17 protein-coding genes and 1 pseudogene are annotated in these 25,215 nt (G+C 46.6%); 6 read left to right on the forward strand and 12 right to left on the reverse strand.

Annotated features, from left to right (window positions below; translation table 11 throughout):
- The 4 genes and pseudogenes from QUB25_RS20410 to QUB25_RS20425 form a co-directional block, all read right to left on the reverse strand.
- The coding region (locus tag QUB25_RS20410; RefSeq protein WP_333185572.1) for an IS630 transposase-related protein at positions 1–117 on the reverse strand (117 nt) is incomplete at its 3' end.
- Between the two features lie 32 nt (positions 118–149).
- Positions 150–368, reverse strand: a pseudogene (locus QUB25_RS20415) (element excision factor XisH family protein).
- Between the two features lie 71 nt (positions 369–439).
- Positions 440–952, reverse strand: a complete 513-nt coding sequence (locus tag QUB25_RS20420) for a dihydrofolate reductase family protein (protein ID WP_333064918.1) — start codon at positions 950–952, stop codon at positions 440–442.
- Positions 953–1,071: 119 nt separating this feature from the next.
- A complete protein-coding gene (locus QUB25_RS20425) occupies positions 1,072–1,962 on the reverse strand; it encodes a LysR substrate-binding domain-containing protein (protein ID WP_333185504.1) in 891 nt (296 codons plus the stop codon).
- Between the two features lie 160 nt (positions 1,963–2,122).
- Between QUB25_RS20425 and QUB25_RS20430 the strand changes: the two genes are divergently transcribed.
- Positions 2,123–3,007 carry an aspartoacylase gene (locus QUB25_RS20430; protein ID WP_333185506.1) on the forward strand — a complete coding sequence of 295 codons (885 nt, stop codon included), beginning with the start codon at positions 2,123–2,125 and terminating at the stop codon, positions 3,005–3,007.
- Between the two features lie 11 nt (positions 3,008–3,018).
- Here the strand turns inward: QUB25_RS20430 and QUB25_RS20435 are convergent, their stop codons facing one another.
- Entirely contained in the window at positions 3,019–3,720 is a 702-nt protein-coding gene (locus QUB25_RS20435; RefSeq protein ID WP_333185508.1) for a phosphatase PAP2 family protein, read from the reverse strand.
- A 160-nt stretch (positions 3,721–3,880) separates the two neighbouring features.
- Here QUB25_RS20435 and QUB25_RS20440 point away from each other — a divergent pair, with 160 nt between their 5' ends.
- Positions 3,881–4,960 (forward strand): M23 family metallopeptidase, encoded by a 1,080-nt coding sequence (locus tag QUB25_RS20440; RefSeq protein WP_333185511.1) that lies wholly within the window; start codon positions 3,881–3,883, stop codon positions 4,958–4,960.
- A gap of 87 nt (positions 4,961–5,047) precedes the next feature.
- Here the strand turns inward: QUB25_RS20440 and QUB25_RS20445 are convergent, their stop codons facing one another.
- Positions 5,048–5,611: a Uma2 family endonuclease gene (locus tag QUB25_RS20445; RefSeq protein ID WP_333185513.1), complete on the reverse strand. Its 564-nt coding sequence runs from the start codon at positions 5,609–5,611 to the stop codon at positions 5,048–5,050.
- A 46-nt stretch (positions 5,612–5,657) separates the two neighbouring features.
- Positions 5,658–5,891 carry a hypothetical protein gene (locus QUB25_RS20450; RefSeq protein ID WP_190662685.1) on the reverse strand — a complete coding sequence of 78 codons (234 nt, stop codon included), beginning with the start codon at positions 5,889–5,891 and terminating at the stop codon, positions 5,658–5,660.
- A 193-nt stretch (positions 5,892–6,084) separates the two neighbouring features.
- Between QUB25_RS20450 and QUB25_RS20455 the strand changes: the two genes are divergently transcribed.
- The gene (locus QUB25_RS20455; protein WP_333185515.1) at positions 6,085–8,226 is read left to right on the forward strand and encodes a flavin-dependent dehydrogenase; all 2,142 of its coding nucleotides are present in this window, start codon (positions 6,085–6,087) and stop codon (positions 8,224–8,226) included.
- Positions 8,227–8,264: 38 nt separating this feature from the next.
- Here QUB25_RS20455 and QUB25_RS20460 read toward each other — a convergent pair whose 3' ends face one another.
- From QUB25_RS20460 to QUB25_RS20470, 3 genes are all read right to left on the reverse strand, one after another.
- A complete protein-coding gene (locus QUB25_RS20460) occupies positions 8,265–9,596 on the reverse strand; it encodes a hypothetical protein (protein ID WP_333185516.1) in 1,332 nt (443 codons plus the stop codon).
- A 277-nt stretch (positions 9,597–9,873) separates the two neighbouring features.
- Positions 9,874–10,536, reverse strand: a complete 663-nt coding sequence (locus QUB25_RS20465; RefSeq protein ID WP_333185518.1) for a (2Fe-2S) ferredoxin domain-containing protein — start codon at positions 10,534–10,536, stop codon at positions 9,874–9,876.
- Positions 10,537–10,609: 73 nt separating this feature from the next.
- The gene (locus QUB25_RS20470; RefSeq protein WP_333138614.1) at positions 10,610–10,855 is read right to left on the reverse strand and encodes an Asr1405/Asl0597 family protein; all 246 of its coding nucleotides are present in this window, start codon (positions 10,853–10,855) and stop codon (positions 10,610–10,612) included.
- Between the two features lie 355 nt (positions 10,856–11,210).
- Here QUB25_RS20470 and QUB25_RS20475 point away from each other — a divergent pair, with 355 nt between their 5' ends.
- Positions 11,211–11,753 carry a Dps family protein gene (locus QUB25_RS20475; RefSeq protein WP_006632871.1) on the forward strand — a complete coding sequence of 181 codons (543 nt, stop codon included), beginning with the start codon at positions 11,211–11,213 and terminating at the stop codon, positions 11,751–11,753.
- A 121-nt stretch (positions 11,754–11,874) separates the two neighbouring features.
- On the opposite strand, the gene chlP is transcribed toward QUB25_RS20475, so the two are convergent.
- The gene (chlP, locus tag QUB25_RS20480; RefSeq protein WP_333185521.1) at positions 11,875–13,095 is read right to left on the reverse strand and encodes a geranylgeranyl reductase; all 1,221 of its coding nucleotides are present in this window, start codon (positions 13,093–13,095) and stop codon (positions 11,875–11,877) included.
- 504 nt (positions 13,096–13,599) lie between these two features.
- Between chlP and QUB25_RS20485 the strand changes: the two genes are divergently transcribed.
- Positions 13,600–13,992: a hypothetical protein gene (locus QUB25_RS20485; RefSeq protein ID WP_333063735.1), complete on the forward strand. Its 393-nt coding sequence runs from the start codon at positions 13,600–13,602 to the stop codon at positions 13,990–13,992.
- A gap of 1,101 nt (positions 13,993–15,093) precedes the next feature.
- On the forward strand, positions 15,094–20,463 hold the full coding sequence (locus QUB25_RS20490; protein WP_333185523.1) for an AAA family ATPase: 5,370 nt from the start codon (positions 15,094–15,096) through the stop codon (positions 20,461–20,463).
- Between the two features lie 128 nt (positions 20,464–20,591).
- Here QUB25_RS20490 and QUB25_RS20495 read toward each other — a convergent pair whose 3' ends face one another.
- Positions 20,592–25,067 carry a DUF4347 domain-containing protein gene (locus QUB25_RS20495; RefSeq protein ID WP_333185524.1) on the reverse strand — a complete coding sequence of 1,492 codons (4,476 nt, stop codon included), beginning with the start codon at positions 25,065–25,067 and terminating at the stop codon, positions 20,592–20,594.
- Positions 25,068–25,215 lie beyond the last annotated feature (148 nt).

The raw sequence follows: 25,215 nt of genomic DNA on the forward strand, positions 1-25,215 counted from the left end.
GCGCGATCTATAAATTGTTGCTCTTCCTACCTTAAATATGGCGGCAGCTTTCGTTATACTCCCTCCATTTTCCACATAATTGACTACTTTTTGTCGATAGTCTAGACTGTAAGCCATTTTTTTATAATTAACTATTTTTATCGCTCTTATCATGATCTTACCTCTGTCTCACATTTATTTGAAATGACTATAATTTCAACAGCAATTTTTTGCCCTAATTTTTCCGCCACCAAAATCTTCTCTGCGGCTAAATCAATCTCAAACTTAACACCCTAAATTTTGACGACCAGCGGATCTGCGGTGATTTCCCACTGCTCCTTCTGAAGCGCTTTTTTTACAGCATCGTCAAATAAATCTCTAGCAGCCATTTCTCCCTCATACAGCTTATATATCTATCTTATAGCAGCCAAAGCGCGCAAGCTGCTGCGATCGATCGCCCTCAAGTGGCGACATCATAAGATAGCTGAACCATACCAGAACTATATGTCTGACATCCAGTTAACTGCAAAGCTGTAGTATTTATGGGATTAACAAATAAAGGAATTCCCTCGCCTAAAATAAGCGGATGAACCGAGAGAATCACTTCGTTGACAAAGTTTTGATTCAGGAAATCGCGAATCAGCAGAGCACCTCCCACCAACCAAATATTCTTGCCCTCAAGCAAGCGCAAATCATTGACAAAATTCTCTAAATCTGTTACCACTTCGACATCAGGAGTGGCTTGAAAATCTAGATTTTTCGTAAAAACATAACTCTTTTTTTCCTGGTACGGATACTCGCCAAAAGTTAGAACTTGTTCGTAAGTCTTTCGACCCATGAGAACCGTATCGATGCTATCTAAGAATTTATTATAACCGTAATTTTGGTCTGTAAACAGCCAGTCAATATCGCCATTTGAGCGGGCAATATAACCGTCCAAACTAGATGCAATGAATAGTACAATTTTCCGCATGGCAACACCTAGATAAATGCTCTACAGATACTTTATAATACTATAGGGGCTTTCAGTGGTCGAGAGGTACATTTTGATAATTTGTAATTTATCTTTGTAATTTATCGGCTGTATCCCACCTATTGTGCCATCGCCCTTGTCACTTCCAAAAACTCCCGCAAAATCGGCGAATTATCGTCGGCCCTCCATACCGCTGCCATCGGAACAGTTGGCGTAGATTCCGCAATACTTTTATAAATAACGCCCTTCCGTTGAATATTTTGAGCATTGGCCGGCAGCAAAGCAATTCCCACGTCGCCCGCGACTAAGCCGAGTATGGTCAGCATCATTGTTCCTTCTTGAATAACATTAGGAGAAAAATCAAACTGTTGGCACAAATGTTCTATTTGTTCTGACAAACCGGGGGCGAATTGACGAGAGGGAAGAATAAAGGCTTCCTGTGCAAGTTCTTTTAAAGAAACTTGAATTTCATTAACTAACCGATGATTTTCTGGTAGTGCCGCAATCAAAGGTTCTTGCCAAATCGTCACTGAACATAAATCTGATTCTTCAACCATTGATGACATTAAATGGAAAAACCCAACATCCAAATGCCGATCGCGCAATGCTTGCAATTGCAGCGATGTTGCTAACTCCCGCCAAGTCAGTTCCACTTTGGGAAATCGATCGCGATAAACTCGCAAAATATCAGGCAACAAACAGTTTGCCATAGAACTGTTAAAACCCACAATCAAACGCCCGATTTCTCCCCGACTGGCGCGTTTTGCGGTTTTGACCGCATTGTCCACCTGCGCGAGTACCAAACGAGTTTCTTCTAAAAAAACCTGTCCTGCCCACGTTAACTGAATGGGTTGCTTGGTACGATCGAACAACTGCACCTCAATCTCGTCTTCCAGCGCCCGAATTTGCTGGCTGAGAGGAGGCTGCGCCATGTGCAAACGCTTCGCAGCGCGACTGAAGTTCAACTCTTCTGCTACTGCAAGGAAATACCGCAAATGTCGAAGTTCCATTAATTAGCTACTACTATATCTTTTAAATATACCTTACTACTTAATCCAATATTGGACATATACTAAGACCTTAGCTAATCTGGATAGTAAGACATTATTAATCTCAAGTCAACAGACTGCGAGAGATATTGCTGCCCTTGGGATAGGAAGTTATTTGTTTATGAACCAAATTAAACGTGTTGCCATAGTGGGAGGAACCCACGGAAACGAACTCACAGGAATTTACCTGGTGAAGAAATTCGATCGCGCGCCAGAGTTAATTGGGCGATCGACTTTTGAAACTATCACCCTGCTAGCCAATCCCAAAGCTTGCGAAATCGGGACACGCTACATCGATATCGACCTCAACCGCTGCTTTAGAAAGCAAGATTTAGAAAATCCCCATCTCTCCAGCTATGAAGCGCAGCGGGCGAAAGAAATCTACCGCATTTTTAGCTCAAAAAATACTCATCTGCCCAACTTAATTATCGATTTGCACAGCACCACGTCCAACATGCGGCTAACTTTTATTCTCGCCAGCCATCATCCATTTAACCTGCAACTAGCAGCTTATTTAACCTCTGTCTATCCCCACCTCAAGGTACTCACTTCTACAACCAAGAATCATGATAGTCCTTTGCTGCGATCGCTTTCCGAATTAGGCGGTACCCTGGAAGTGGGTGCAGTCCCGCAAGGGGTATTAGATGCGTCTTTATTTCAGCAAACTGAGCAAGTTTTAGGCACAATATTAGACGGCGTAGAAGCCTACAATCAAGGCACCATGCCTGCTGCAAAGAATCCCCTGACTATTTATCACACCATTGGGGCGATCGACTATCCCAGAAACGAGAACAGAGAAATTCAGGCAATGATTCATCCTCATCTGCAATTCAGAGATTATGAAGCCCTAAATCCCGGCGATCCGATGTTTTTGACCTTTGATAGTGAGTCGGTATTGTATGAAGGTAAATCCACCGTTTATCCCATTTTCATTAACGAGGCTGCTTACTACGAAAAAGGAATTGCCATGTGTTTTACTCAAAAACAAATAGTCAGTCTTGACTAGAAATTTAAAAATTATTCTTGAGAATTCTCAGGTGACAAAAACTCCTCTTTAGAAGCCGTAGTCAAAGAACGCAATTCTTTCCATATTTCCAAAGTGATGATACAGGTAATCAGCCACACCAAACCAGCCGTATAACCAGCAATAACATCGGTAGGCCAGTGAACTCCTAGGTAAAGCCGGCTCAAACCAATAGCAGCAATTAATACCACTGTCAAGCTGTAAATCGACCAGCGCTGCTTGGGAAAGCGTTCACCCAAGAAATATCCTAGCAAACCGTAAATAACCATTGAAATCATCGCGTGTCCGCTAGGAAAACTGTAAAAGCGAACGTCAACAACGCGCTCCCAAAGTTGAGGTCGAGCGCGGGCAAAAAGTTTTTTTAAGAGTAAATTTAAACCGATCGCCCCCCCACCCGTGATCGCAATAGTTGCGGCTTCCGATCGGTGATTGCGCGCTAGCAAAACAATACCCAACGTCAGACAAATCACTAGCAGCAAATTCGGCTCGCCCAAAAAGGTAAAGCCCAGCATTACTCGATCGCGCAGGGGAGTGTGCAATTGCCTCAGAGCTAGTAAAATAGAGGTATCGAAAGCGTAACTTTCTTTTTCCAACACGTCTTCGGCAAGGGTGGCAAATCCCCACATCCCCAAAGCCGCAACAGCAAGCCCGGCTAGCCGAATTATCGAAATGAGCGATCGAATTTTAGAACCCATTCTTGAATTAATTAAAATTTTAAAATTTCCAACTCAAAATAATACCACAACTATCGGAAACGAAAACCCCTTACCAATCGTCAAGATTCTTGAGCAACTATATTCTGAATGATTAATTGATTTTTCACTACCCACCTCAGCTTTTACATCCAATCGGCGAATGACTATACTCTCCACAAAATACATTTCTGCAATTTTGTTGACCTTGGGGTTGACAAGTCTTTCTAGCTGTGATAACCAAACAGGAGTCAATGCGCCGATCGCCGAAGCAAACACGATCGCCCAGCGTCTCGTCTCTTCAGCAGTCGCGCAAAAGCCCAACAACCCGCAATTCGGTCAGCCGATCGACTGTACCCTAGGCAAAGACTGTTTTGTATTGCTGTATTTCGATCGAGAACCCGGCCCCACCGCCGTCGATTTTGGCTGCGGGCGCCAAACCTACGACGGGCACGACGGCACAGATTTTGCCATTCCCGACGCCAAAGCAATGGCAAAAGGAGTTCCAGTTATTGCCTCCGCTGCAGGCAAAGTTTTGCGATCGCGAGATGGTGTAGTCGATCGGCGTTTACAAAACGATACAGACAAAGCCAGCATCGCAGGCACAGAATGCGGCAACGGCATGGTAATCGACCACGGCGGTGGTTGGGAAGCCCAATACTGCCACCTCCGCAAAGGCAGCGTTGCCGTCAAACCGGGTACGCAGGTACAAAAAGGCACAGTTTTGGGCATGGTGGGAAACTCTGGGATGGCATCTTTCCCCCACGTACACGTAACTTTTCGCTATCAAGGCAAACCCGTAGATCCCTTTGTCGGGCCCGACGCAAAGGCAGGCTGCAACATCGCCCGCAATCCTATTTGGGACAAGCCTCTAGACTATATTTCCACAGGTTTAATTAGGGCCGGTTTTGCCAATAAGCCACCCGATATTAACGCTCTCTGGGAAGGACAATTTTCAGAGACTCAACTTCCTGCAAACAGTCCAGCTTTGTTGTTTTGGGTGCAAAGTTACGGAGTGCTCAAGGGCGATCGCGAACAATACAAATTATTTGCACCCAACGGCACAACGATCGCTGACCAGACGAATGAAATTAAAGCCCCCAGCCGCACTTGGTTGGGTTATGTCGGCAAAAGAAACAGCACAAACTCTCCTCTGACTCCGGGAGTTTGGCGGGCCGAATATCGGTTGACGCGGGGCGATCGAGTTTTAACAGAAGTCAAGCGAGAAGTTGAGTTGCGTTAGTCCGTTGACTGTTGACTGTTGACTGTTGACAGCATTTAATTCGTGTATCCGTGTCAAAATAACTCTCTTCCTTCTTCCTTCCGAAGGTTATTTCAACAGCCACCCAAATAATTCTCCGACACTCAACCGCAGTTCGCTAGCGAAGGACGGCACTGGTAGCAGCATTTCTGGTTCATCAAATAGTGCTGTCTGTTGCTGGGGAACATAAACAAAAACGCATTGTTCGTCGGGATCTATCAACCAGCCCATCTGACTTTTATGATTTAAACAGTGGAGAATATTTTTAGTAACTTTAGTTTGACTTTGTTCCGGCGACCAAATCTCTATTGTCCAATCAGGAGCTATGGGAAAGACATTAGCAATTTCGCCGTTATCATCTGTGGGAATTCTGTTCCAGACAAATACTGAAACATCAGGCACTGTTGACCTTCCGCCAAAGGTACACCGGAGTTCTGGAAAAGCTCGTGCAACTTTTTTTGGTTTTAATATAGAGTCAATGAAAATAATTAGTTCACATTGAATCGCACTGTGTTTTCCTTGTGGCAGTGGTTTCTGAATAATTTGATTATCAATGTATTCGCTTGGTGGTTTGGTTTCTGGTAGTTGGAGAAACTCTTCTAAATTTAAAGGTTTTAATGTTGTTTTAACCATTTTAACTTCACCTTTAATTAGATAGATCTTTTAGCCGCAGTCTAGTCTAAGGCAAATTGTTCCAAGCTTGAGCCACAATGTCGCTCAGCCATAGCCTCTGAGCAAAATCGAGCAGATTGTCGTCGGCGAGTACCTCAGCCTTTAATTCATCCAAAGACTGAGATCGCGATCGAGCTATTTGAATCACACCCGCGATCGCCGACGCCACCAATTCTTCATTCAGCGGCTGCTGTCGCAAAGCAATCATTTCTTGAGGATTCGTAGGAATGGGATAATTCATAAGAGTGCATACCGAAAGGAGTAGATATTCAGCCGTTGCGCCCCCACCGAGAGCAAGAGCGATCGAAAACCTAAAAATCTGAGAACATTGTAAACTTATTTAAAACTAAATAAGTATTCGGGAGTATAGCCTACTTTGCTCCCTTGTCAACTCCCCCATCTTTATTAATTTATTCAGAATTGACACCCTAATCATGCAAGAAATTCTTTATCTAGAAGTCCCGACACCGGATACAGCAGCCGTCTGCACTTGGTTGCAGCACGAATTCGATCCCGAAATCGGAGAAAAAATTATTACTGCTGACGGCTTTCGCCTGCTTTCACCCGCAACAGCAGCCGAGGTTCTCAAGTCTGGAACTCAAAAGGCCACTCCAAAACCCGCCTTGGCTGACACCAATTCAGGAAACCAAAATTGGCGATCGACAGAACTTTCCACCTTTGTCTGGTCACTGCAGCGCACCACTTATTTAAAAGTCTTTCGTCTAGAAGAGGCGCCTGCGGGAGAAAAAAAGTTCCTGGAAAATCTGAATCTTGCTGTGAAAAACAAGTTTCCCGATCGCTACCCAGAACCCCCTGTCATAGACCTCTCCAAACAGTCAATTTTTGAGGCTCTTGCTCCCTATTACCCCCTCACCGTCAAATACTTCCAAAAAATGCCTGAAGGCGAATACGACCTCAAGCGCGTTTACTGGTGGGAGCAACGTTGGCGCGAAAGCACTCGCAATCCTCAAAAGCCAAAACAAGTAGTGTTTTTGAAGGAAGAGGGAAGGGGGAAGAAGGAAGAGGGAACAGGGGAGAAGGCAGAAGGCACAATTTCGGTGTCTGATTCTGGCGATACTTTTTATGACTTAATTTATATTGGCGGGGCCTTGGGAGTGATTCACGCCGCAGTCATGGCGAGATTGGGCTACCGGGTGCTGCTAGTTGAACGAATGCCTTTCGGGCGAATGAATCGCGAGTGGAATATTTCGCGGGATGAAATTCAAAGCTTAATTGATTTGGGTTTATTTACTGCTGCAGAAATCGAAACTTTGATTGCCAGAGAATACCAAGATGGCTACAACAAGTTTTTTGATGCTAACAATCCGCCCGTTGCTCAAGCGCCAGTTCTGCACACACCAAAGGTACTCAATGTAGCTTTGGACGGCGAAAAATTGCTGAATTTAGCGGGAGTTAAGCTAACAGAAGCGGGTGGGGAAATCTGGGACGAAACTGACTTTCTCAGAGCAGATGTTGAAGCGGAAAAAGTAGTAGTTCAAGGCCGCCACTTGCCGACAAAAACAGATCGCACTGCATTAGGACGGCTGCTGGTGGATGCAATGGGTTCGGCTTCTCCCATCGCTTGGCAATTGAACGAAGGGCGGACTTTTGACAGCGTTTGTCCGACAGTAGGAGCAGTCATCGACGCAGGATTTGAACCGGGAGTGTGGGATTCCGAGTACGGGGATGTGCTCTACACTCACGGGGACATTTCCCGGGGGCGCCAGCTCATTTGGGAGTTGTTTCCCGGCGCCGGCACAGAACTGACAGTTTATCTATTTCACTACCACCAAGTACATCCCGAGAATCCCGGTTCTTTGCTGGAAATGTACGAGGATTTTTTCGCAATTTTGCCGGAATACCGCCGCTGCGATGTCGATAAATTGGTGTGGAAAAAACCGACCTTTGGTTATATTCCGGGGCATTTTAGCAGCAACAGCAGCGATCGCTCCGTGGCGATCGATCGCCTAGTCTCGATCGGCGACGCAGCATCCTTGCAATCTCCCCTCGTTTTCACAGGTTTCGGCTCTCTTGTCCGCAATCTTTTCCGCTTAACAGACCTTTTGGATACAGCGTTAAAGCACAATTTGTTGACGGCAAATCACTTAAACCAAATTCGCGCCTACCAGAGCAATGTTTCAGTAACTTGGCTATTTTCTAAAGGCATGATGGTTCCTACCGGGAGCAGTTTGCCACCTCAAAGAATTAATTCAATTCTCAATACCTTTTTCGGTATTTTGGCAGCACAAAAACTCACCGTAGCCGAAACTTTTATTAAAGACAGAATCGACTGGCTAACTTTCAATCGACTGGCGCTCGAAGCAGCCGGAAAAAACCCTTCTCTCCTCTTGTGGATTTTAGATTTTGTCACCTTGAGGGATATTTGGCGCTGGCTGGGAAGTTACGTGAATTTTACTCTGCTGGCTTTGGCCAGTTTGCTGTTCGGATGGCTTCCCAGCTTCGCCCGCAGGGTACAACCTTGGTTGGAGCCCCGATACCCGGCTGTTTGGCTGTGGCTGTTGGCTACCAGCTATGCTCTCACCTACGGCATGGGAAAGGGGAGAAAAGAGTGTTGAGTTTTGAGTTGTGACTCAAAACTAGCAACTTCTGTTCGCTATCGAAAACTCGGCAATTCAATTTCAGCTAGCGATCGGCGTTTTTTAGAAGCCCGCAGCGGACTGGCAATCAAGCTCAGCCAGTCTGGTTGGGCGACTGCTGTAGGTTTTGCCACACTCGATCGCACTTCTTGAATGCCAAAGGTTTCAACTGAATTCAAAATTTGAAAAGCCCTAGCCAATTCTTGGGCGTCCACTTTGGTAGCAGTTTCGGTTTCAGACTCAGCCATTGGCAGTTCAGGTTCCGCAACCGGTTCGGCCGAGTCTGTTGTCGGCTCATCAGGTTGGTAGGTTTCGCTCTTCTGCAATTGAATGCCGGATACTTCGGCTAATTTGTTGAGTTCCAGATTGGCTGGGGCTTCAGGCTCGATCGCCTCGGCAGCAGCCGCTACCTCTGGAACCTCTTCTGGTTCCGACCAAGGTTGGACAGGGGAAGCGTTGAAGGCTGGCGGCACCGGCATCTGAGAGCTTTTGACCGCCGTGAGCAAAGATTCTAATTGTGCGCTGGCGGTGTCCAGATTATTGTCAGGCGGCTCGCTCCTCGGCGACTTTACCTGCGGCCTGTCCAAACTTCTTTCCAAGGCAGCTTTGAATTGCAGAGTGTGGCGCTGCTGGCGGTGCAAGCGGGCTCGCAATTCCCTGCAAATATTTTCTGTGGCTACTAACTGGTGTAACTGTTCGTTGTAGCGCTGCACAGTAGACGCACATTCTCGCTCAACAGTCGCTAGCCTGACTTGGCTGGTTGCCAACTGACTTCTTAAATTTTCGACTAAAATTTCTTGACTTTGGAGGGTTTGATGGGAAACTTCCACTTTGCCAAACAGCCGCGTCAATTGTTCTTGAGTATTTTCGAGTTCTGCAGTCCGCTGTTCTAGCAAAGCTTCGCGATTCTGCAAGGTTTTTTGGGACTCTTCAAGAGCTGTTTCTAGCTGGGCGATGCGCTGTAAAAGGTCGCGGTTGCATTCGTGCAGCGCTTGCATGAGGGTGACTGGGGTTGATCCTTTGCCCTTGGCCTGTTCGGCATTCCCAAGCATATTTTTTAGATTCTCTGAAATCGGGGGCGAGCCCGCCTCCGCCGGCTGTGTCGGAGATTGCGAATTTTTTGTTTCAGGTGTTGTGGGAATTGCATCTACGCTGATGGCGTTGGGAAAATCTACTGTTTGCCAGTCTTCTTCTGGCTGTTGGGGAACCGTTGCGGGAGGGTCTGTCGCATCGGGGGCGATCGGCTCAAAACCCCCAGCAGCAGCAAAATCTGACTGCAATGGTTCGGTATCGGATGGAACAGCAGGGTACGGTTGGTGCTGATGGGCTCGAAGATCAGCTTCTGACATGGCTTTTTATCCCAATACTCACAGGGTCTCAGATACAGTCTATCCTTAGATATTCTCCCGAAGGAAGCCCCTAAGTGATAGTTTTTGGCATTTTTCCGGTTTTTTGGGACAATAACCTCTGAATCGATTCGCGCGATCGAACTACAACCCGAACTCAAATTCAGGCGTAAGATGCGCCTATGAGCACCCTACAGACGTGAGTTTTTGCTCCAGAGTCCTATTATTAAAATAATTTTTCCCGATCTCTAACGCACTGTTGCGGCATCCGGGCGATCGCCTAAGCTTTAACAACTGCACAATGTTTGTCAATGATTGCTGGAACTTCTGCCGGTGCAATGCGGCTGTAGCGAGTTTTGTCCGGCATCACAACTATATTTGGGCCCGCTTTACACTGTTTGAGACATCCGGTTCCCTGTACTGTCACTTTGTCTTCTAAACCGCGCGCATTCAAAGCATTTTCTAAAGCTTTACAGACTCCTCCAGCGCCCCGCTTCAGGCAGTCTGATTTTTGACATACTAATATTTTGGTTTGGGTTTTTGCCGGAGCTTTTACCGTTTGAGCCGCAGTGGGAGAGCTGACTTCGCTTTTGCCGATCGCGCGATCGTCGGATGTCAATACCGCAACAGGCCCATTGGTGGAGTCAAGGTGTTCGTGCGATCGATCGTTGTTACCCTGAGCCAGCTTGAGGCTGCGAGCTTTAAGTTTTATTTTACCGTTTTTCAAATTGAGTTCTTTCTCACCTACAACTTGAACTCTCAACCCCGGTGTCAAAATAGGCGACAGAAATGACCGCAATTCCTTGCACAGTTTAACAAGATATTCTACTCCGCGATCGCTGCTAATTCGCAAATATTTAAGTTTGCAGCCATCTTCAATAATTAGGCCGACGATTTCTCCCTCTAAACTGAATTCGGAAACTTGCTTGCCAGATTTATACATTGTTATGACTCCTTTAAATCCGTTACATCCGTTACATCTTGTACATTGCTCGTTGCCGAACTTCGTTCTACCTTTAGCCCCTTTGCCAGCAGCACTCCAGCCATTCCACCAGTTCGTCCCGAGGGGCACTGACTTGCCTCAACACGCTCATTAACTGAGCCGCTTGTTTAGCTGTGTTGACTTTTGCCCGCAAAGGTTGGTCAACCGCACACCAGCAGGGAATTTCTAGTTCTTGCAAGCGTTTGTAAACTTGCCACCTATCTAGCCAACTTACTTGCACAATGTCACAAACTTCTAATTCTGGATCTGCTGGATTCATTTTTTAACAACAGTAATAATTTGCATTAATTTTTACCCTGAATGGTAGCGGGTAGAAGTTAAAAGCCAGATTTCAGCAGAACATCAAAGATGATCGAAAGCTCTTCCTGAAAAATTCTGCCTTTTGTCCTCTGCCTTCTGCCTTCAGAAGGTTCGCCCCACTTTCAGGAAGCCTTTAGAACGAGGATCTTGTTCAAGCATAACCCAACTGCTAATAATTCTCAATAGGTTTACAAAAAAAATTTCCTACTCTATAAAATCTTCTACTATCGAGGCAGACGCTGCTTGACTGGTAAATTTACGGTGCTAGACTGACTCTATTGGCAACAAAACTGCCTATTGAGAGGAGAACACACATGGCTGAGACTCAGAGTGCATTGAGACCGTTTGGGCACATAGCCGAAAACCCAGTTCTACTGGAACATTCAGTCACAGCACCGATTTGTGAAGGGATGAACGCGCTGCTGGCCAGTTTTCAGGCTCTATACCTGCAATATCAAAAACATCATTTTGTGGTGGAAGGGGCAGAATTTTACTCCTTGCACAAATTCTTTGAAGAAAGCTACGGAGAAGCTCAAGATAGCGTCCACGAGTTGGGCGAACGGTTAAACGGGTTGGGCGGCATACCGGCAGCTAGCTTTAGCAAGTTAGCCGAGCTGTGCTGTTTTGAGCCTGAAGCCGACGGCGTATATTCCTGCCGCCAAATGCTAGAGCACGATTTAATTGCGGAGCAAGCTATCCTCGGTTTGCTGCGGCGTCAAGCAGGACAAGCAGAAAGTTTGGGCGATCGAGCTACGCGCTACCTCTACGAAAAAATCCTGCTAAAAACAGAAGAGCGGGCTTATCACATTTCTCACTTCCTCGCCCCCGATACCTTAGTGCAGTTGAACTTGAACTAACAATTCTTCTTCTTCCTCTTCCTTCGCGCCTTCGGGGCTCGTTATCTTAGATCGAAAAAAAAGCGGGCAGTCACAAAACTGCCCGCTTTTTTTATACAAAGTGCGTTTGGTCCGCAGGGAATTAAGGCGCTAAAGCATTGCCGCGCAACAAGCTACCAATGGTTTTGGCGGTAATCTTCATCTGCACGAAAGGATTAGCCGGTACTACTGTTTTATACAAGTAGCTATCGAATGTGAGTTTCTGCACATCGCGATCGGCACACATTTCCACAAAAGCTTCGCGAGTAGCGTCGGAACGGTAAAACACCCGCTGCAAAATGTCGAGAACTTTGTAAGTAATGCCGTAGGCTTTATCCCACCGCTTCAAGTAAATCTTAATTTCCTCTTCAGTCGGAATGCGCGCGCCTTTATTGGAAATCTCCACAATAGTTTCGGCGCACATCCGGCCAGACTTGGCGGCAAAATAGATACCTTCGCCGGAAGACTTGGTAACGTAACCTGCTGCATCGCCTACGAGAGCAACTCGGCCGACAACCCGGCGGGGACGCGGATGTTCCGGGATGGGGTGAGCTTCCACTTTAATAATCTCACCGCCCATCAGTTTTTTGGCAGCGCGGGCGCGGACTCCTGCTTGCAGCTTTTTGATATCGGCTTGATTGACTTTCATCGTACCGGTACCGACGGCTACGTGGTCGTATTTGGGGAACACCCAAGCGTAGAAGTCGGTAGATACGTCGTCGCCGACGTACATTTCGGCTAAATCTTCGTAGTAAGCCATTTTATCTTCTGGCAGGCGGATGCGCTCTTGGAAGGCGATCGCATAATTGTAGTCGCCAGCGTCGATCGCCTTTGCTACGCGGGAGTTAGCGCCGTCAGCCCCGATTACCAAATCCACCTTCAGAGTTTTCTGAATTCCCATTGCGCTGCCGTCGGAGTGGTCGGCATAGTGGAGAGTGTAGGGGTCTGTATTGTTGCCGGGAATTTCTAATTTGTGAACGGTGCCGTTAATCAGTTTTGCACCCAAAGAAGCGGCGCGATCGCGCAGGAAGCCATCGAGCACTTCGCGGCGGCACATACCGATGTATTCATGTGCGTTTTCAATATTGATGTCCACCTCGACGTTGGAGGGGGAGATCATTTTCATTTTTCTGACTTGGCGGTCAATAATATTTTGCGGCAAGTCGAATTCGCTGACCATGCACAGGGGAATCGCCCCACCGCAGGGTTTGGCGTTGTCTAATTTACGCTCGAATAGGTATGTTTCGATGCCTGCTTTTACCAATGTTTCGGCGGCGGAAGAACCCGCAGGGCCTGAACCTACTACTGCAACCCTTAGTGTCAAAGCTTTTCTCTCCAGTTTTTTTCTATAGGCATTACTCAGGTGTGATGGTATCACGGACTTTGGATGCGGTGGCGTGAAGCAGGGGAGATTTCAATGAAATGAAACAGAGCTTAACAGTTCGATACGAAAATCGGGTCTGGGGCGAGGTGTGCGATCGAAGATCTTAAATCTTTAACGGCAGATGAACGCGGATGTGCCCTGATGTGCGCTGGTGTGCCCTGGTGTGCGATCGAACTTCTAAGAACAAGCTTTCGGGCCTGTTCCACAACAGATGAATTTTCTGCTTGTGGGGTGGGTTTCTAGGCTGAACAAGCTTTCGGGCTTGTTCCACAACAGATGAATTTTCTGCTTGTGGGGTGGGTTTCTAGGCTGAACAAGCTTTCGGGCTGTTCCACAACAGATGAATTTTCTGCTTGTGGGGTGGGCATCTTGCCCGCCCCTAAGAGGTTAGAACCAGTCCAATAAGTTACATTAAAGTTACTTGCACTTATATCTAAAATTCTTATGCTCGGTAATTTTCAACAAAGCAACCTGCGGATTGAGCTTGAAGCTTCCGAAACAGCAATTAGAGACAGCTTGTTGCGTCCGAGTCAATTGCAGCAGTGGCTGTGGCCGCAGCAGTTGTCTAGCGGTTTGCCGGAAGAATTTGCTCAAGGTTTGACCTTTACAAGTTGGCTGGGCCCCGTGGCAGTTCAGCATCACGTTGATATTGCTGAGCACAATTGTCTCCGGCTGTTATTGAGTCAGGGAATTGACGGATTTCACGAGTGGTATTGGGGCGATGGTTGGGTGCAGTCTCGGTTGGAGGGAGTGTCGCTGCTACCGCTGAATTTGGGGCAAACGGCTAGTTTACTGCGGCTGCGGGAGTTTGTAGCCCGGAAGGGTAAGGGGAAGTAGATAAATGACTCTCCAAAATCATGAGAACAAAGTTTGGTAGTCCTGCATAGCAAGGCAAAATCCTAAACACTCTTAGGGATAAAGAAGGCTTGTAATGATGGATAAAATACCAGAAGGCACCCCCATTATTGGAGATGTTTATACATAGATGAGCCAGAACCCAGAATGGATTCTCTGCGACAGGATGGAGAATCGAGCTTTAAAGCCCCCAATTTTAATTGTGGAGCATAAAAAATTCTTTCCGTGACCGTTACCCCTGACTTCAGGCATGGGGTATTCTGAATCCTGTCTTCTGACTCCTTCTCATCAAACGAGATATCCTTTGCACAAGGGTGTTATTGATTCTTTCTATATCAGAAGTTTTGCCAGTATCTTTCCCCAGAGATTTGTGTCGCTGGGGAAGGATTTTTTTTTAGAGCCTGCTCAAAAATCTGTATAATAGACGGCAAATTGTCTGTCAACTACTGGGAGGGAATCCCAAAAACCTTTAGCACCCCTTTCAACTCGACTTCCTATATACACCCCGAAAATTTTTTGGGTTAAGGCATCAATTGGCAGCTCTTTCCACTGCTTCCCCTTATTGCCTACAAACGACTACATTGCATCATGTTGGATCGTTAGCTTGGCTTGTTTTTTTGACTTTACTTGAACTTTCCGGGGGACTAATGCTAATTGTTGAAAAACAAATAGTATTGGAAGCAGCGGGGGGAAACCCTCGTGACTTTGATAATCGCGACTCAAGATATTTTTTCTAATAAAAGCTGATCTCTCAAATCCTTTGATGTCTGCGGTTTTAAAGAAACTGCCTATAACACTATATACATTTAAAGTTTTGCTTAGCGCTGGAGGTGGGACAATTTTTAACGATGTTTGGAGAACCGAAACGGGGACAATTCATGGAGTTGAGAATTGACAAGGCTTAGATACGTCGCATTATAACTCCTTACCCTTACTCTGCCAGACCACCTGAAAGCCAATTCGCTGCCGAAAAACTAAGAGTGTGTTATAAAAACATAATTTGTTCCTTTTTAAAGCGCTATTCTCGACACAACGAACCCGGTGCGTTTTGACTTCGCTTTAATTTTTATTAAAAAAATAAATATGCTCTCCATTCCAGGCATTGCCGTCCAGACACTTCTCTATGAAAGTGCCAACTCTCTGGTTTACCGCGCCATCCGGGAAGCGGATCACCAACCACTCATCCTCAAACTGCTTAAAGAAAGCTACCCCACACCTCAAGAATTGCTACGCTACCGCACCGAATACCGTATCACCCGAGAGCTGAAAGAGGCGGGAGTCGTGCAAGTTTATGACTTGCAAAAATACCAAAATAGCCTCGTGATTTTTGTGGAGGACTTTGGCGGGGAATCCTTGAAAATATGGATGCAGCAGCGAAAGTTTAGCCTCAAGGAGTTTCTTCTCCTGGCGATCGCAGCCACTGAAACTTTAGGGCAAATTCACAGCGCCAATATCATCCACAAAGATATTAACCCCTCAAATATTGTTTATAACCCGGAAACGGGACAGCTTAAAATTATCGACTTTGGCATTTCCACTCAGCTAACCCGAGAAATGCCGACCCTGAAAAATCCCAACGTTTTAGAAGGAACCCTCGCTTACATCTCCCCGGAACAAACTGGCAGGATGAATCGCTCTATCGATTACCGCACTGACTTTTATTCCCTCGGCGTCACCTTCTACGAATTGCTGACAGGAAAACTGCCTTTTGAGACAGAAGACGCTTTAGAGCTAGTTCACTGCCACATTGCCAGACAACCAGTTCCCGCGCACGAAATCAAGCCAGAAATTCCCCTAATTGTCTCGCAAATTGTCAGCAAGCTGATGGCAAAAAATGCGGAAAATCGCTATCAAACTGCACTGGGTCTCAAGCAGGATTTAGAAATGTGTCTGGTTCAATTACAAGAAACCGATAGCATAGAAGAATTTGACTTGGGAATGCTGGATATTACAGACCATTTCCTGATACCCGAAAAGTTATACGGCAGAGAAACAGAAGTTGATCATCTATTAGCGGTTTTTGAAAGAGTTCGTAATGCTAGCGCCGAAATGATGTTAGTAGCAGGCTTTTCTGGGATTGGTAAAACCGCAGTAGTGAATGAAGTGCATAAGCCGATCGCCCGACAGCGCGGCTATTTTATCAAAGGCAAATACGACCAATTCCAGCGCAATATTCCTTTCAGTGCATTTGTGCAAGCATTTCGGGAACTGATGGGACAATTGTTATCAGAAAGTGACGCTCAGTTACACAGATGGAAAACCCTGATTCTCACCGCAGTAGGCGAGAGCGGGCAAGTGTTGATTGACGTAATTCCTGAATTAGAACACATCATTGGCCCTCAAAGTCCTGCACTAGAATTGTCGGGGAGTGCAGCACAAAATCGCTTCAATCTGCTGATGCAGAAATTTGTGCAAGTATTTACCCAAGCAGAACATCCCTTGGTGATGTTTCTGGACGATTTGCAGTGGGCAGATTCAGCATCTTTGAAGTTATTACAACTATTGATGGAAGATACGGGGCATCTGTTAGTATTGGGTGCTTATCGGGATAATGAGGTATCACCGGCTCATCCGTTTATGTTAACAGTGGATGAGATTGTGAAGTCTGGGGCAGTGGTGAATACGATTACCCTGCAACCGTTGAGTTTAGCAGATCTCAATCAGTTGGTAGCAGATACGCTGATTTGCGATTTATCTTTTGCTCAACCTTTGACAGAATTGGTTTATCAAAAAACCCAAGGTAATCCCTTTTTCTCGACTCAATTCCTCAAAGCCTTGTATGAAGATGGTCAAATTATTTTTAACCCCCCTCAATCCCCTCTTACTAAGGGAGGCAGTAAAGGGGGGTGGCAGTGCGATATTAATGAACTTAAATTTGCCGACGCCTCGGATGTGGTGGAGTTTATGGCGGCGCAATTGCAGAAGTTGCCGGCCGAAACTCAGGATGTTCTCAAACTGGCGGCGTGCATTGGGGCGCAGTTTGATTTAGAGACATTGGCAATAGTCAGGGAAGAATTACCAGAACAAACGGCATCAGCGCTGTGGAAAGCCTTGCAAGAAGGACTCATTTTAGTGATTTCAGAAGGCTATAACTTCATTCAAGCAGATGCTCAATCCCCCAATCAGTCTGTTGCTAATCCCACTTATAAGTTCCTGCACGATCGCGTCCAGCAAGCGGCTTATTCATTGATTCCCGACGATCGAAAACAAGCCACTCATCTCAAAATAGGACAGTTACTGCTACAAAGTTCTTCCGACATAGAAACAGAAGAAAAAATATTTGATATTGTGGGGCATTTAAATCAAGGAATTGAGTTAATCCATAAATTAAGTGAACGCTCAGCCTTAGCTCAACTAAACTTAGAAGCTGGACGTAAGGCAAGAAATTCTACCGCTTACGCTGCGGCAAATATTTATCTACAAACGGGAATTGAGCTACTGACACCTCAATGCTGGCAAACTCAATATGAATTGGCGCTAAATCTTTATGTTGGTGCTGCTGAAATTGCCTATTTGAATGGTGATTTTGATGGTATGGAACAGATGGCAGCACTGGTTTTGCAAGAAGCCCAAACAATTTTAGATCGAGTTAAAATTTACGAAATTAAAATTGCCGCTCAGACAGCCCAGAGCAAGGTTTTAGAAACGATCGCAGTAGCAAGAGACGCACTCTTACAATTGGGGATTGAACTCCCTGCCGAACCTGATGAAGCCAAGATTGGCAAAGCGCTACAAGCCCTTGCGGCCCAACTAAGCGGCAGAAAGATTGAGGAATTGGTTGACTTACCTGTGATGACAAATCCACAGACTCAGGCAGCTATGCAACTGTCTGGTATGTTGTTTCCCCCCATTTTCCAGGGAATGCCGGGTTTGCTGCCGCTGCTGAGCTCCACGATGGTGAGTTTATCGCTCTCCTTTGGGAATGCGCCCGCATCGACGGTGGGTTATGCGATGCACGGGATGGTATTCTGTGCCTTTTTACAAGAGGTGGAAACGGGCTATGGCTTTGGGCAATTGGCACTCTCATTGCTCGATCGGTTGAATGTGCCAGAATTCAAGTCCACAGTTCTACTTTTGTTTGGTGGCTGGATTCAGCATCGCCAAGAAGCTCTTTTGGCAACGATACCGACGCTGAAAGAGGGCTATAGATTTGGTATGGAAACAGGCGACTTTGTAAATGCTGGCTACAACATATATATTTGCTTTTATACTTATTTATTCGCTGGTGTAGAACTAGAAACTTGGGAACCAGAAATAGCAAATTACAGGGCTGTCATGGCGCAGTTGAAACAATATTCTGCTCGGGTTTATTTGGATATGATTCAGCAGACGGTACAAAACTTGAGGGAAACCCATATTCGGCCGGATTTGTTAATAGGTTCTGCCTACGATGAAACGGTGATGATTCCCAAGCACTATCAGGATAATGAATTCACGGCGATCGCCTGTGCCTGCATCTTCAAACTGCTGCTTGCTTACTGCTATGGCAATTACACCGCTGCCCTAGACCACATTACCCAAGTCAAACAGTATTTGATGGGAGTATCTGGATCAGCTTTTGTTCCAATTTTTCATTTTTATGCCGCCCTGACGCACCTGGCACTTTTTCCCGCACAGCCAGCCATTGAGCAAACTGAAATTATTGCCTTAGTGGAAACCCATCAAAGCACGCTGCAAAAGTGGGCGCAAAATGCTCCCATGAATTATCTGCATAAATGGTATTTAGTGGAAGCAGAACGGCAACGGGTGTTGGGCAATAAAGCCGAGGCGATTGAAATGTACGATCGCGCAATTTCTGGAGCCAAAGAAAACAAATATGTTAATGACGAAGCCCTGGCAAACGAACTAGCAGCCAAATTCTATGGGGAATGGGGCAAAACAAAAGTTGCTCAAGCCTACATCTTTGAGGCGTATTATTGTTATGTTGAATGGGGAGCCACTGCTAAGGTAACGGATTTAGAAACTCGATATCCCCACTTATTCTCTGTAACTCAACCGGGAAGGAAAAATACTCAAACTACCGTAGCAATGACAACGACTGGTTCGGGGAATCACCTAGATATCAGCGCAGTGATGAAGGCTTCTCAGGCGATTTCTGGAGAAATTATGCTAGATAAGCTACTGTCTAGCTTGATGAAAATTTTGATTGAAAATGCAGGGGCGCAACGAGGTTATCTGATTTTATTAAGCCAGAGACAACTGTTAATTGAAGCTGAAGGAACACTCGATGACGAACTCGTCACCGTGTTGCAGTCAATCCCCGTTGAAACCTGTCCAGACCTTTCCTCCGCAATTGTCAATTATGTGAGTCGCACTCAAGAAAGCGTTGTACTAGATGATGCTGCGCGATCGAAACAATTTACCAACGACGCCCACATCCGAAAGCATCAGCCCAAATCAATTTTATGTGTGCCGCTGATTAACCAATCTCAAATCATTAGTATTGTTTACTTAGAAAATAATCTGACAGCGGGAGCTTTTACCCCTGAAAGAGTAGAACTATTAAAAGTGTTATCTGGACAGGCGGCGATCTCGATTCAAAATTCTAAGCTTTATACAGAAGTACGCGAAAATGAAAGCAGGCTGGCTCAACTCAACAAAGCTTACGAGCGATTTGTTCCCCATCAATTCCTCCAATTTTTAGAGAAATCAAGCATCATTGATGTGGAATTGGGCGACCAAGTTCAGTTAGAAATGTCGGTGTTGTTTTCCGACATTCGCGACTTCACCACGCTTTCGGAAACTATGACGCCGGAGGATAATTTCAAATTTATCAATTCCTATCTTTCTCGTATGGAACCTGTTATTAATCAAAATCACGGGTTTATTGATAAATATATTGGCGATGCGATTATGGCACTGTTTAGTGGGGAAGCGGATAATGCGGTGAAAGCGGGAATTGCGATGCTGCACCGTCTCGTTGAATATAATGAATACTGCGCCAACGCTGGCTGTGCCCAGATTCAGATTGGGATTGGGATTAATACGGGTTCTTTGATGCTGGGAACTGTGGGAGGACCAAATCGTATGGACGGGACAGTAATTAGTGATGCCGTTAATTTAGCTTCTCGCGTGGAAAGTTTGACAAAAAATTATGGGGTTTCGTTGTTAATTACTCAGCCAACTTATGCGCGCCTGAAAAATCCATCTCAGTATACAATCCGCACTCTAGACACGGTAAAAGTCAAGGGAAAATCCGAAGCTGTGACGATTTATGAGGTGTTTGATGCAGATCCGCCAGAAATTAAACAGGTCAAGTTAGCTACGCTGGAATTGTTTGCAGAAGCTAGGGCACTTTACTCGGAAGGGAAGTTATTTGAAGCGGCGCGACTGTTTTCCGAGTGTTGGCGTCAGAATCCGGGCGATCGCGTTGCTAAAATTTACTGGGAACGCTGTGAGTCTGCATTGGTGACTCGCACAAAAATCAAAGACAGGCTACACCATTTACATTAAGCGGTTGCTATACCTGAAAATCACAGCAAAAGTGCGATCGACTGCTGAGACACCATACAAACTAGGCGATCGAAATCGGGTAGGTATGTTGTTGCGCTAAAGCGCTTTAGCGCAACAACATACGAAGTCTAAAAAGTTAGTGCCTGAACTATACTGCTGGCAGTGACTCCTTTCAAGACAGCTAAATATTGCCCTGTTACCTGATACTGAATTATAGTATCGCTAACAAAAGCGCCTGTTCCTTGAAAAATATTTAACTGGCTAAAAGCCAGGGGGCTAATTAAATCAATTTTGTCTTGATTGAGGGTAAAATCATTAATCACATCAGCAGCGGCTAAGGCAGTTCCACCAGCGCCGATCGCGATCGCAAACACATCAAAACCCAATCCGCCTGTGAGAGTGTCGGCACCAATTTCTCCAAATAAGTAGTCATTGCCCCCGTCGCCAAACACTATATCGTCGCCATCGCCTCCGTAAATGCGATCGCTTTCCTTACCTCCGTAAATCAAGTCAATACCGCCGTCACCCTGAATAAAATCAATCCCTTGGCCGCCAAAAATAATGTCATTGCCATCACCGCCGCTGATGCCGTCATCCCCTTTTTGTCCGTAAAGCAAGTCATCCCCTGCTTTGCCATGAAGATAGTCATTGCCGGGGCGTGCGTGGATAATGTCGTTTAATGCCGATCCTATGACGCGATCGTCCTTGTCTGTCAAACCGATTACTGACTTTTTCAACAAGGTTTTGATATCGCCTAAGTTATCGTTATCGCTGATATTGACTGTGAGAAAGGCGACTAGATTATTATACAATGTGTCTGTGCTGCTAGTGGCGTGGCTAATTGGGCTGACACGATCGCCCTCAACAACCGCATCGTCAACAGCAGTCACCGTTACCGTTTGAGCGACATTCCAATTGGCGGGAGTAAAAGTAAGGGCAGGTTGGCTGACAGTAACTTGAGTTTCAGGGGTAATGGCGACGGTGACATTAGCAGTTGGTTGAGTATTTAGCCGCACTTTGTATATATCACTGCCCAAGCTTTCGAGTACGTTGGTACTGCCAAGTGGTTGAATGATAATGACACCGGGAGTATCTGGAGTTGGGGTGGGAGTCGGAGTCGGAGTTGGCGTTGGAGTCGGAGTTGTTGTCGGAGTCGGAGTTGGCGTTGGAGTCGGAGTTGTTGTCGAAGTCGGAGTTGTTGTCGAAGTCGGAGTTGTTGTCGAAGTCGGAGTTGTTGTCGAAGTCGGAGTCGGTGTTGGCGTGGGAGTAGGAATCGGCGTGGGAGTCGGTGTTGGCGTGGGAGTAGGAATCGGCGTGGGAGTAGGAATCGGCGTGGGAGTAGGAATCGGCGTGGGAGTAGGAATCGGCGTGGGAGTAGGAATTGGCGTGGGAATGTTAACAGTAAAACTGCCTAAATTGCTACCTACAACTTGATTACCAAAAGTATCTTTTACTTGCGATGCTTGCAAATTAACAGCGTAACTGCCATTATCTGTATCATCCCAATTTCCCCCAGGTGGAGTCAGTGAATAAGTAGCGAGGCGAGGTGTACCATTACTGTTAGTATCGACGCTGACAAATGTAGCAGGAATTGTACCGCCTGACCAACTTACTAGAATGTCAGAACTATCTAAACTGCTAACATCTATTCCAGTATTGTCGTTGAGAGTAACAGTAAAAGTCTGGGTTGTAGCGCCTGCTGTCGTAATATCAGCGATAGGATTGATGGTGACAGTCGGGATAATTCCATCTATTGCTATTGCTTTGGAAGCACCCAAAGAATTCACTACACCCGGAGTTGGCAAGATTAAAATAGCATCACCCTTGGCAGCATTCTTAATAGTACCGCTACTTAAAGATAAAGCAGTTGTCGAAACATAGTCTAAGTCAGGATTGCTATCGCCTGCTGCGACTGTATACCGAAATGTTAAAGTGTTGCTACCGCTGCCTGAGAGGTAATTCGCAACGGGAGTTACACCTGCTAAACTAAGCTGTGGCGTACCCGTAACGTTGACTGTTTGAGAGAATTGAACGCTGATGTCAATCGATGTACCGATACCGTAATTTCCGTCTGCTGTCACTGCGCTGACGCTGGTAATGTTAGGGACGGGGTTAATTGCAATATCGGCGGTTTCGGTAGCGCTACTGAAAACGCTGGATGTGCCGTTGGTCGCTAAGTCTGCTGTTACGTCTGCTGTGCTGCCGTTGGTGCCAGTAATTTGATCCCACGCTTGGAAGGCGATCGCGTTAGTAACGGTTCCACTATAGGTAGCTGTGGGTACGAAGCGGATGCGGGTGGATGCGTCGGATGCTAGCAGTCTAGCAGAGGTAACAGAGGCGGTGAAGGTGTTCCAGGTGGTGCCGTCGGTGGTGTATTGCCAACTGCCGTTAGTCGTGTCGAGGTTGGTGATGGCAATACCTTGTAAGGCGCTGGCATTAGGATCGGTGATTTTTGTGCCGCCGAGGTTGGCGATGATGGTACTAATGAGTGTACCTGTGCTGGCACTGTCGTTTTGGTTTTGGGCGTTGAGAGTGGGGATGCCAGAATTATCGAGGGTGGGAGAGTCGTTGACGAGGACGCTGACGGTGGTGGGTGTGGAAGCGATGCCGTCGGTGGCGGTGTATTGAAAGGTGTCTACACCGTTGAATCCGGCGTTGGGGGTGTAGTAGAGGCTACGTCCTTTGTCAATAGCGATCGCCTCGACTGTACTATCGGCATTCGGGTTGAAGGTAGCATCCGCGGCACCTGTTGTAGGGTTTAATTTGGCGATTCCGCTGCGGGGTTGTCCGCCGATGTTGATGAACTCGCCGCCCACTATGGGGTTGCCGCTGCTGTCTATGGCGATCGCTCTGACTGTATTATTCGCATTCGGGTTGAAGGTAGCATCGGCGGCACCTGTTGTGGGGTCTAATTTGGCTATTCCGCTGCGGGGTTGTCCGCCGATGGTGATGAACTCGCCGCCCACTATGGGGTTGCCGCTGCTGTCTATGGCGATCGCTCTGACTGTACTATTCGCATTCGGGTTGAAGGTAGCATCGGCGGCACCTGTTGTAGGGTTTAATTTGGCGATTCCGCTGCGGGGCTGTCCGCCGATGTTGATGAACTCGCCGCCCACTATGGGGTTGCCGCTGCTGTCTATGGCGATCACATTGACTGCACTATTCGCATTCGGGTTGAAGGTGGCATCGGCGGCACCTGTTGTGGGGTTTAATTTGGCGATTGCGATGCGGGGTTGTGCGCCGATGTTGTGGAAATCGCCGCCTACTATGGGGTTGCCACTGCTGTCTAGGGCGATGGCTCTGACTGTACTATCCGCATTCGGGTCGAAGGTAGCATCAGCGGCACCTGTTGTGGGGTTTAATTTGGCGATTCCGCTGCGGGGTTGTCCGCCGATGTTGATGAACTCGCCGACCACTATGGGGTTGCCGCTGCTGTCTAGGGCGATCGCTCTGACTGTACTATTCGCATTCGGGTCGAAGGTAGCATCAGCGGCACCTGTTGTGGGGTTTAATTTGGCGATTCCGCTGCGGGGTTGTCCGCCGATGTTGATGAACTCGCCGACCACTATGGGGTTGCCGCTGCTGTCTAGGGCGATCGCTCTGACTGTACTATTCGCATTCGGGTTGAAGGTAGCATCCACACTCCCATCGCTATTCAACCGAGCGATTCTGTTGCGGGCTTGTCCCCCGATGGTGGTGAAATTGCCGCCCGCATATATCCAGTCGTTGATGATGGCGGTGCCGTTGGTGGGGGCGGTAGTGATGCTATTCACCGAGACGCGGGAACTCCCGGTGTCGTTGGCGAGCACGTCGATGCTAATGCTAACTTGGGGTGAGTTGACTGTAATGGCTTTGCTGTCTGGGTTAGCGGTGGCTGCTAGGGTGTGGCTGTAGGCTAAAGCCTGAATCGGTGTTGCTTCGATGGAGCCGATTTGTACTTCCAGTTCCCAATCTCCGCCTAGTTTGGCATTGCCCGTAGGGTTGGCAGAGGCGGCGATGTCAGCACCAGTTAATTCACTCAGACGTTGGAGGAAGTGGTTAGGTTTTGTGGGCTTAACACCAGTCGATTTAACACCAGTCCCGTCGAAGGCTAAAACCCCCGTCTGATAGCGAAAGTTCTCTGAAGAGGACTGAATAAATAAATTGTCTTGATTGTCTTGAGTCGGTTTCAACCGACTTAAGCTATGAGACAGGGGTTTTAACCCCTGGCGGATGTGGTGAGTGTGGGGGATGTGGGAGATGTCGGGGCTGTCAATTTTCACCGATACATCGGCGGCGATATTACAGCCATAAAGGAGAATATCAGCACCATTTGTTAATGCTTTGCGCCACTGTTTGAGTTGATGACCGAAACTTTCTATATTGCTGCTGTTGAGTGTATTTGCGCCGAGTTGTACGACACCTGGACTGCCGTGAGAGATAATATGTATTGCTTCTATATTTTTTTCAATTGCGAGCCTTTGAGTAATTTGCTCAATGCCATCCCGCGTTTCATCTAGAATAATTACTTTACCCTTTGGAGAAACGCCGCTAATTAAACTCTGGTAATCTTCAACATTTGAGTCAATAAAGACTAGAATTGAAAGAATTTTTTGCTGTGTCATTATGCTCCCTCTTTATTCTTTAAGTATTATATGTCTCATTCAAATAGGACTTATGCACTCATTAGCATCTAATGGCGAGTCAGATCAAATCCGGTGGCATCGGCATTATAAGTTTATAAGTAAAGCAGGCCGGAAAGTGCACTATCCT

It is taken from the genome of Microcoleus sp. B3-D7 (genome assembly GCF_036705305.1).
GTDB lineage: Bacteria > Cyanobacteriota > Cyanobacteriia > Cyanobacteriales > Microcoleaceae > Microcoleus.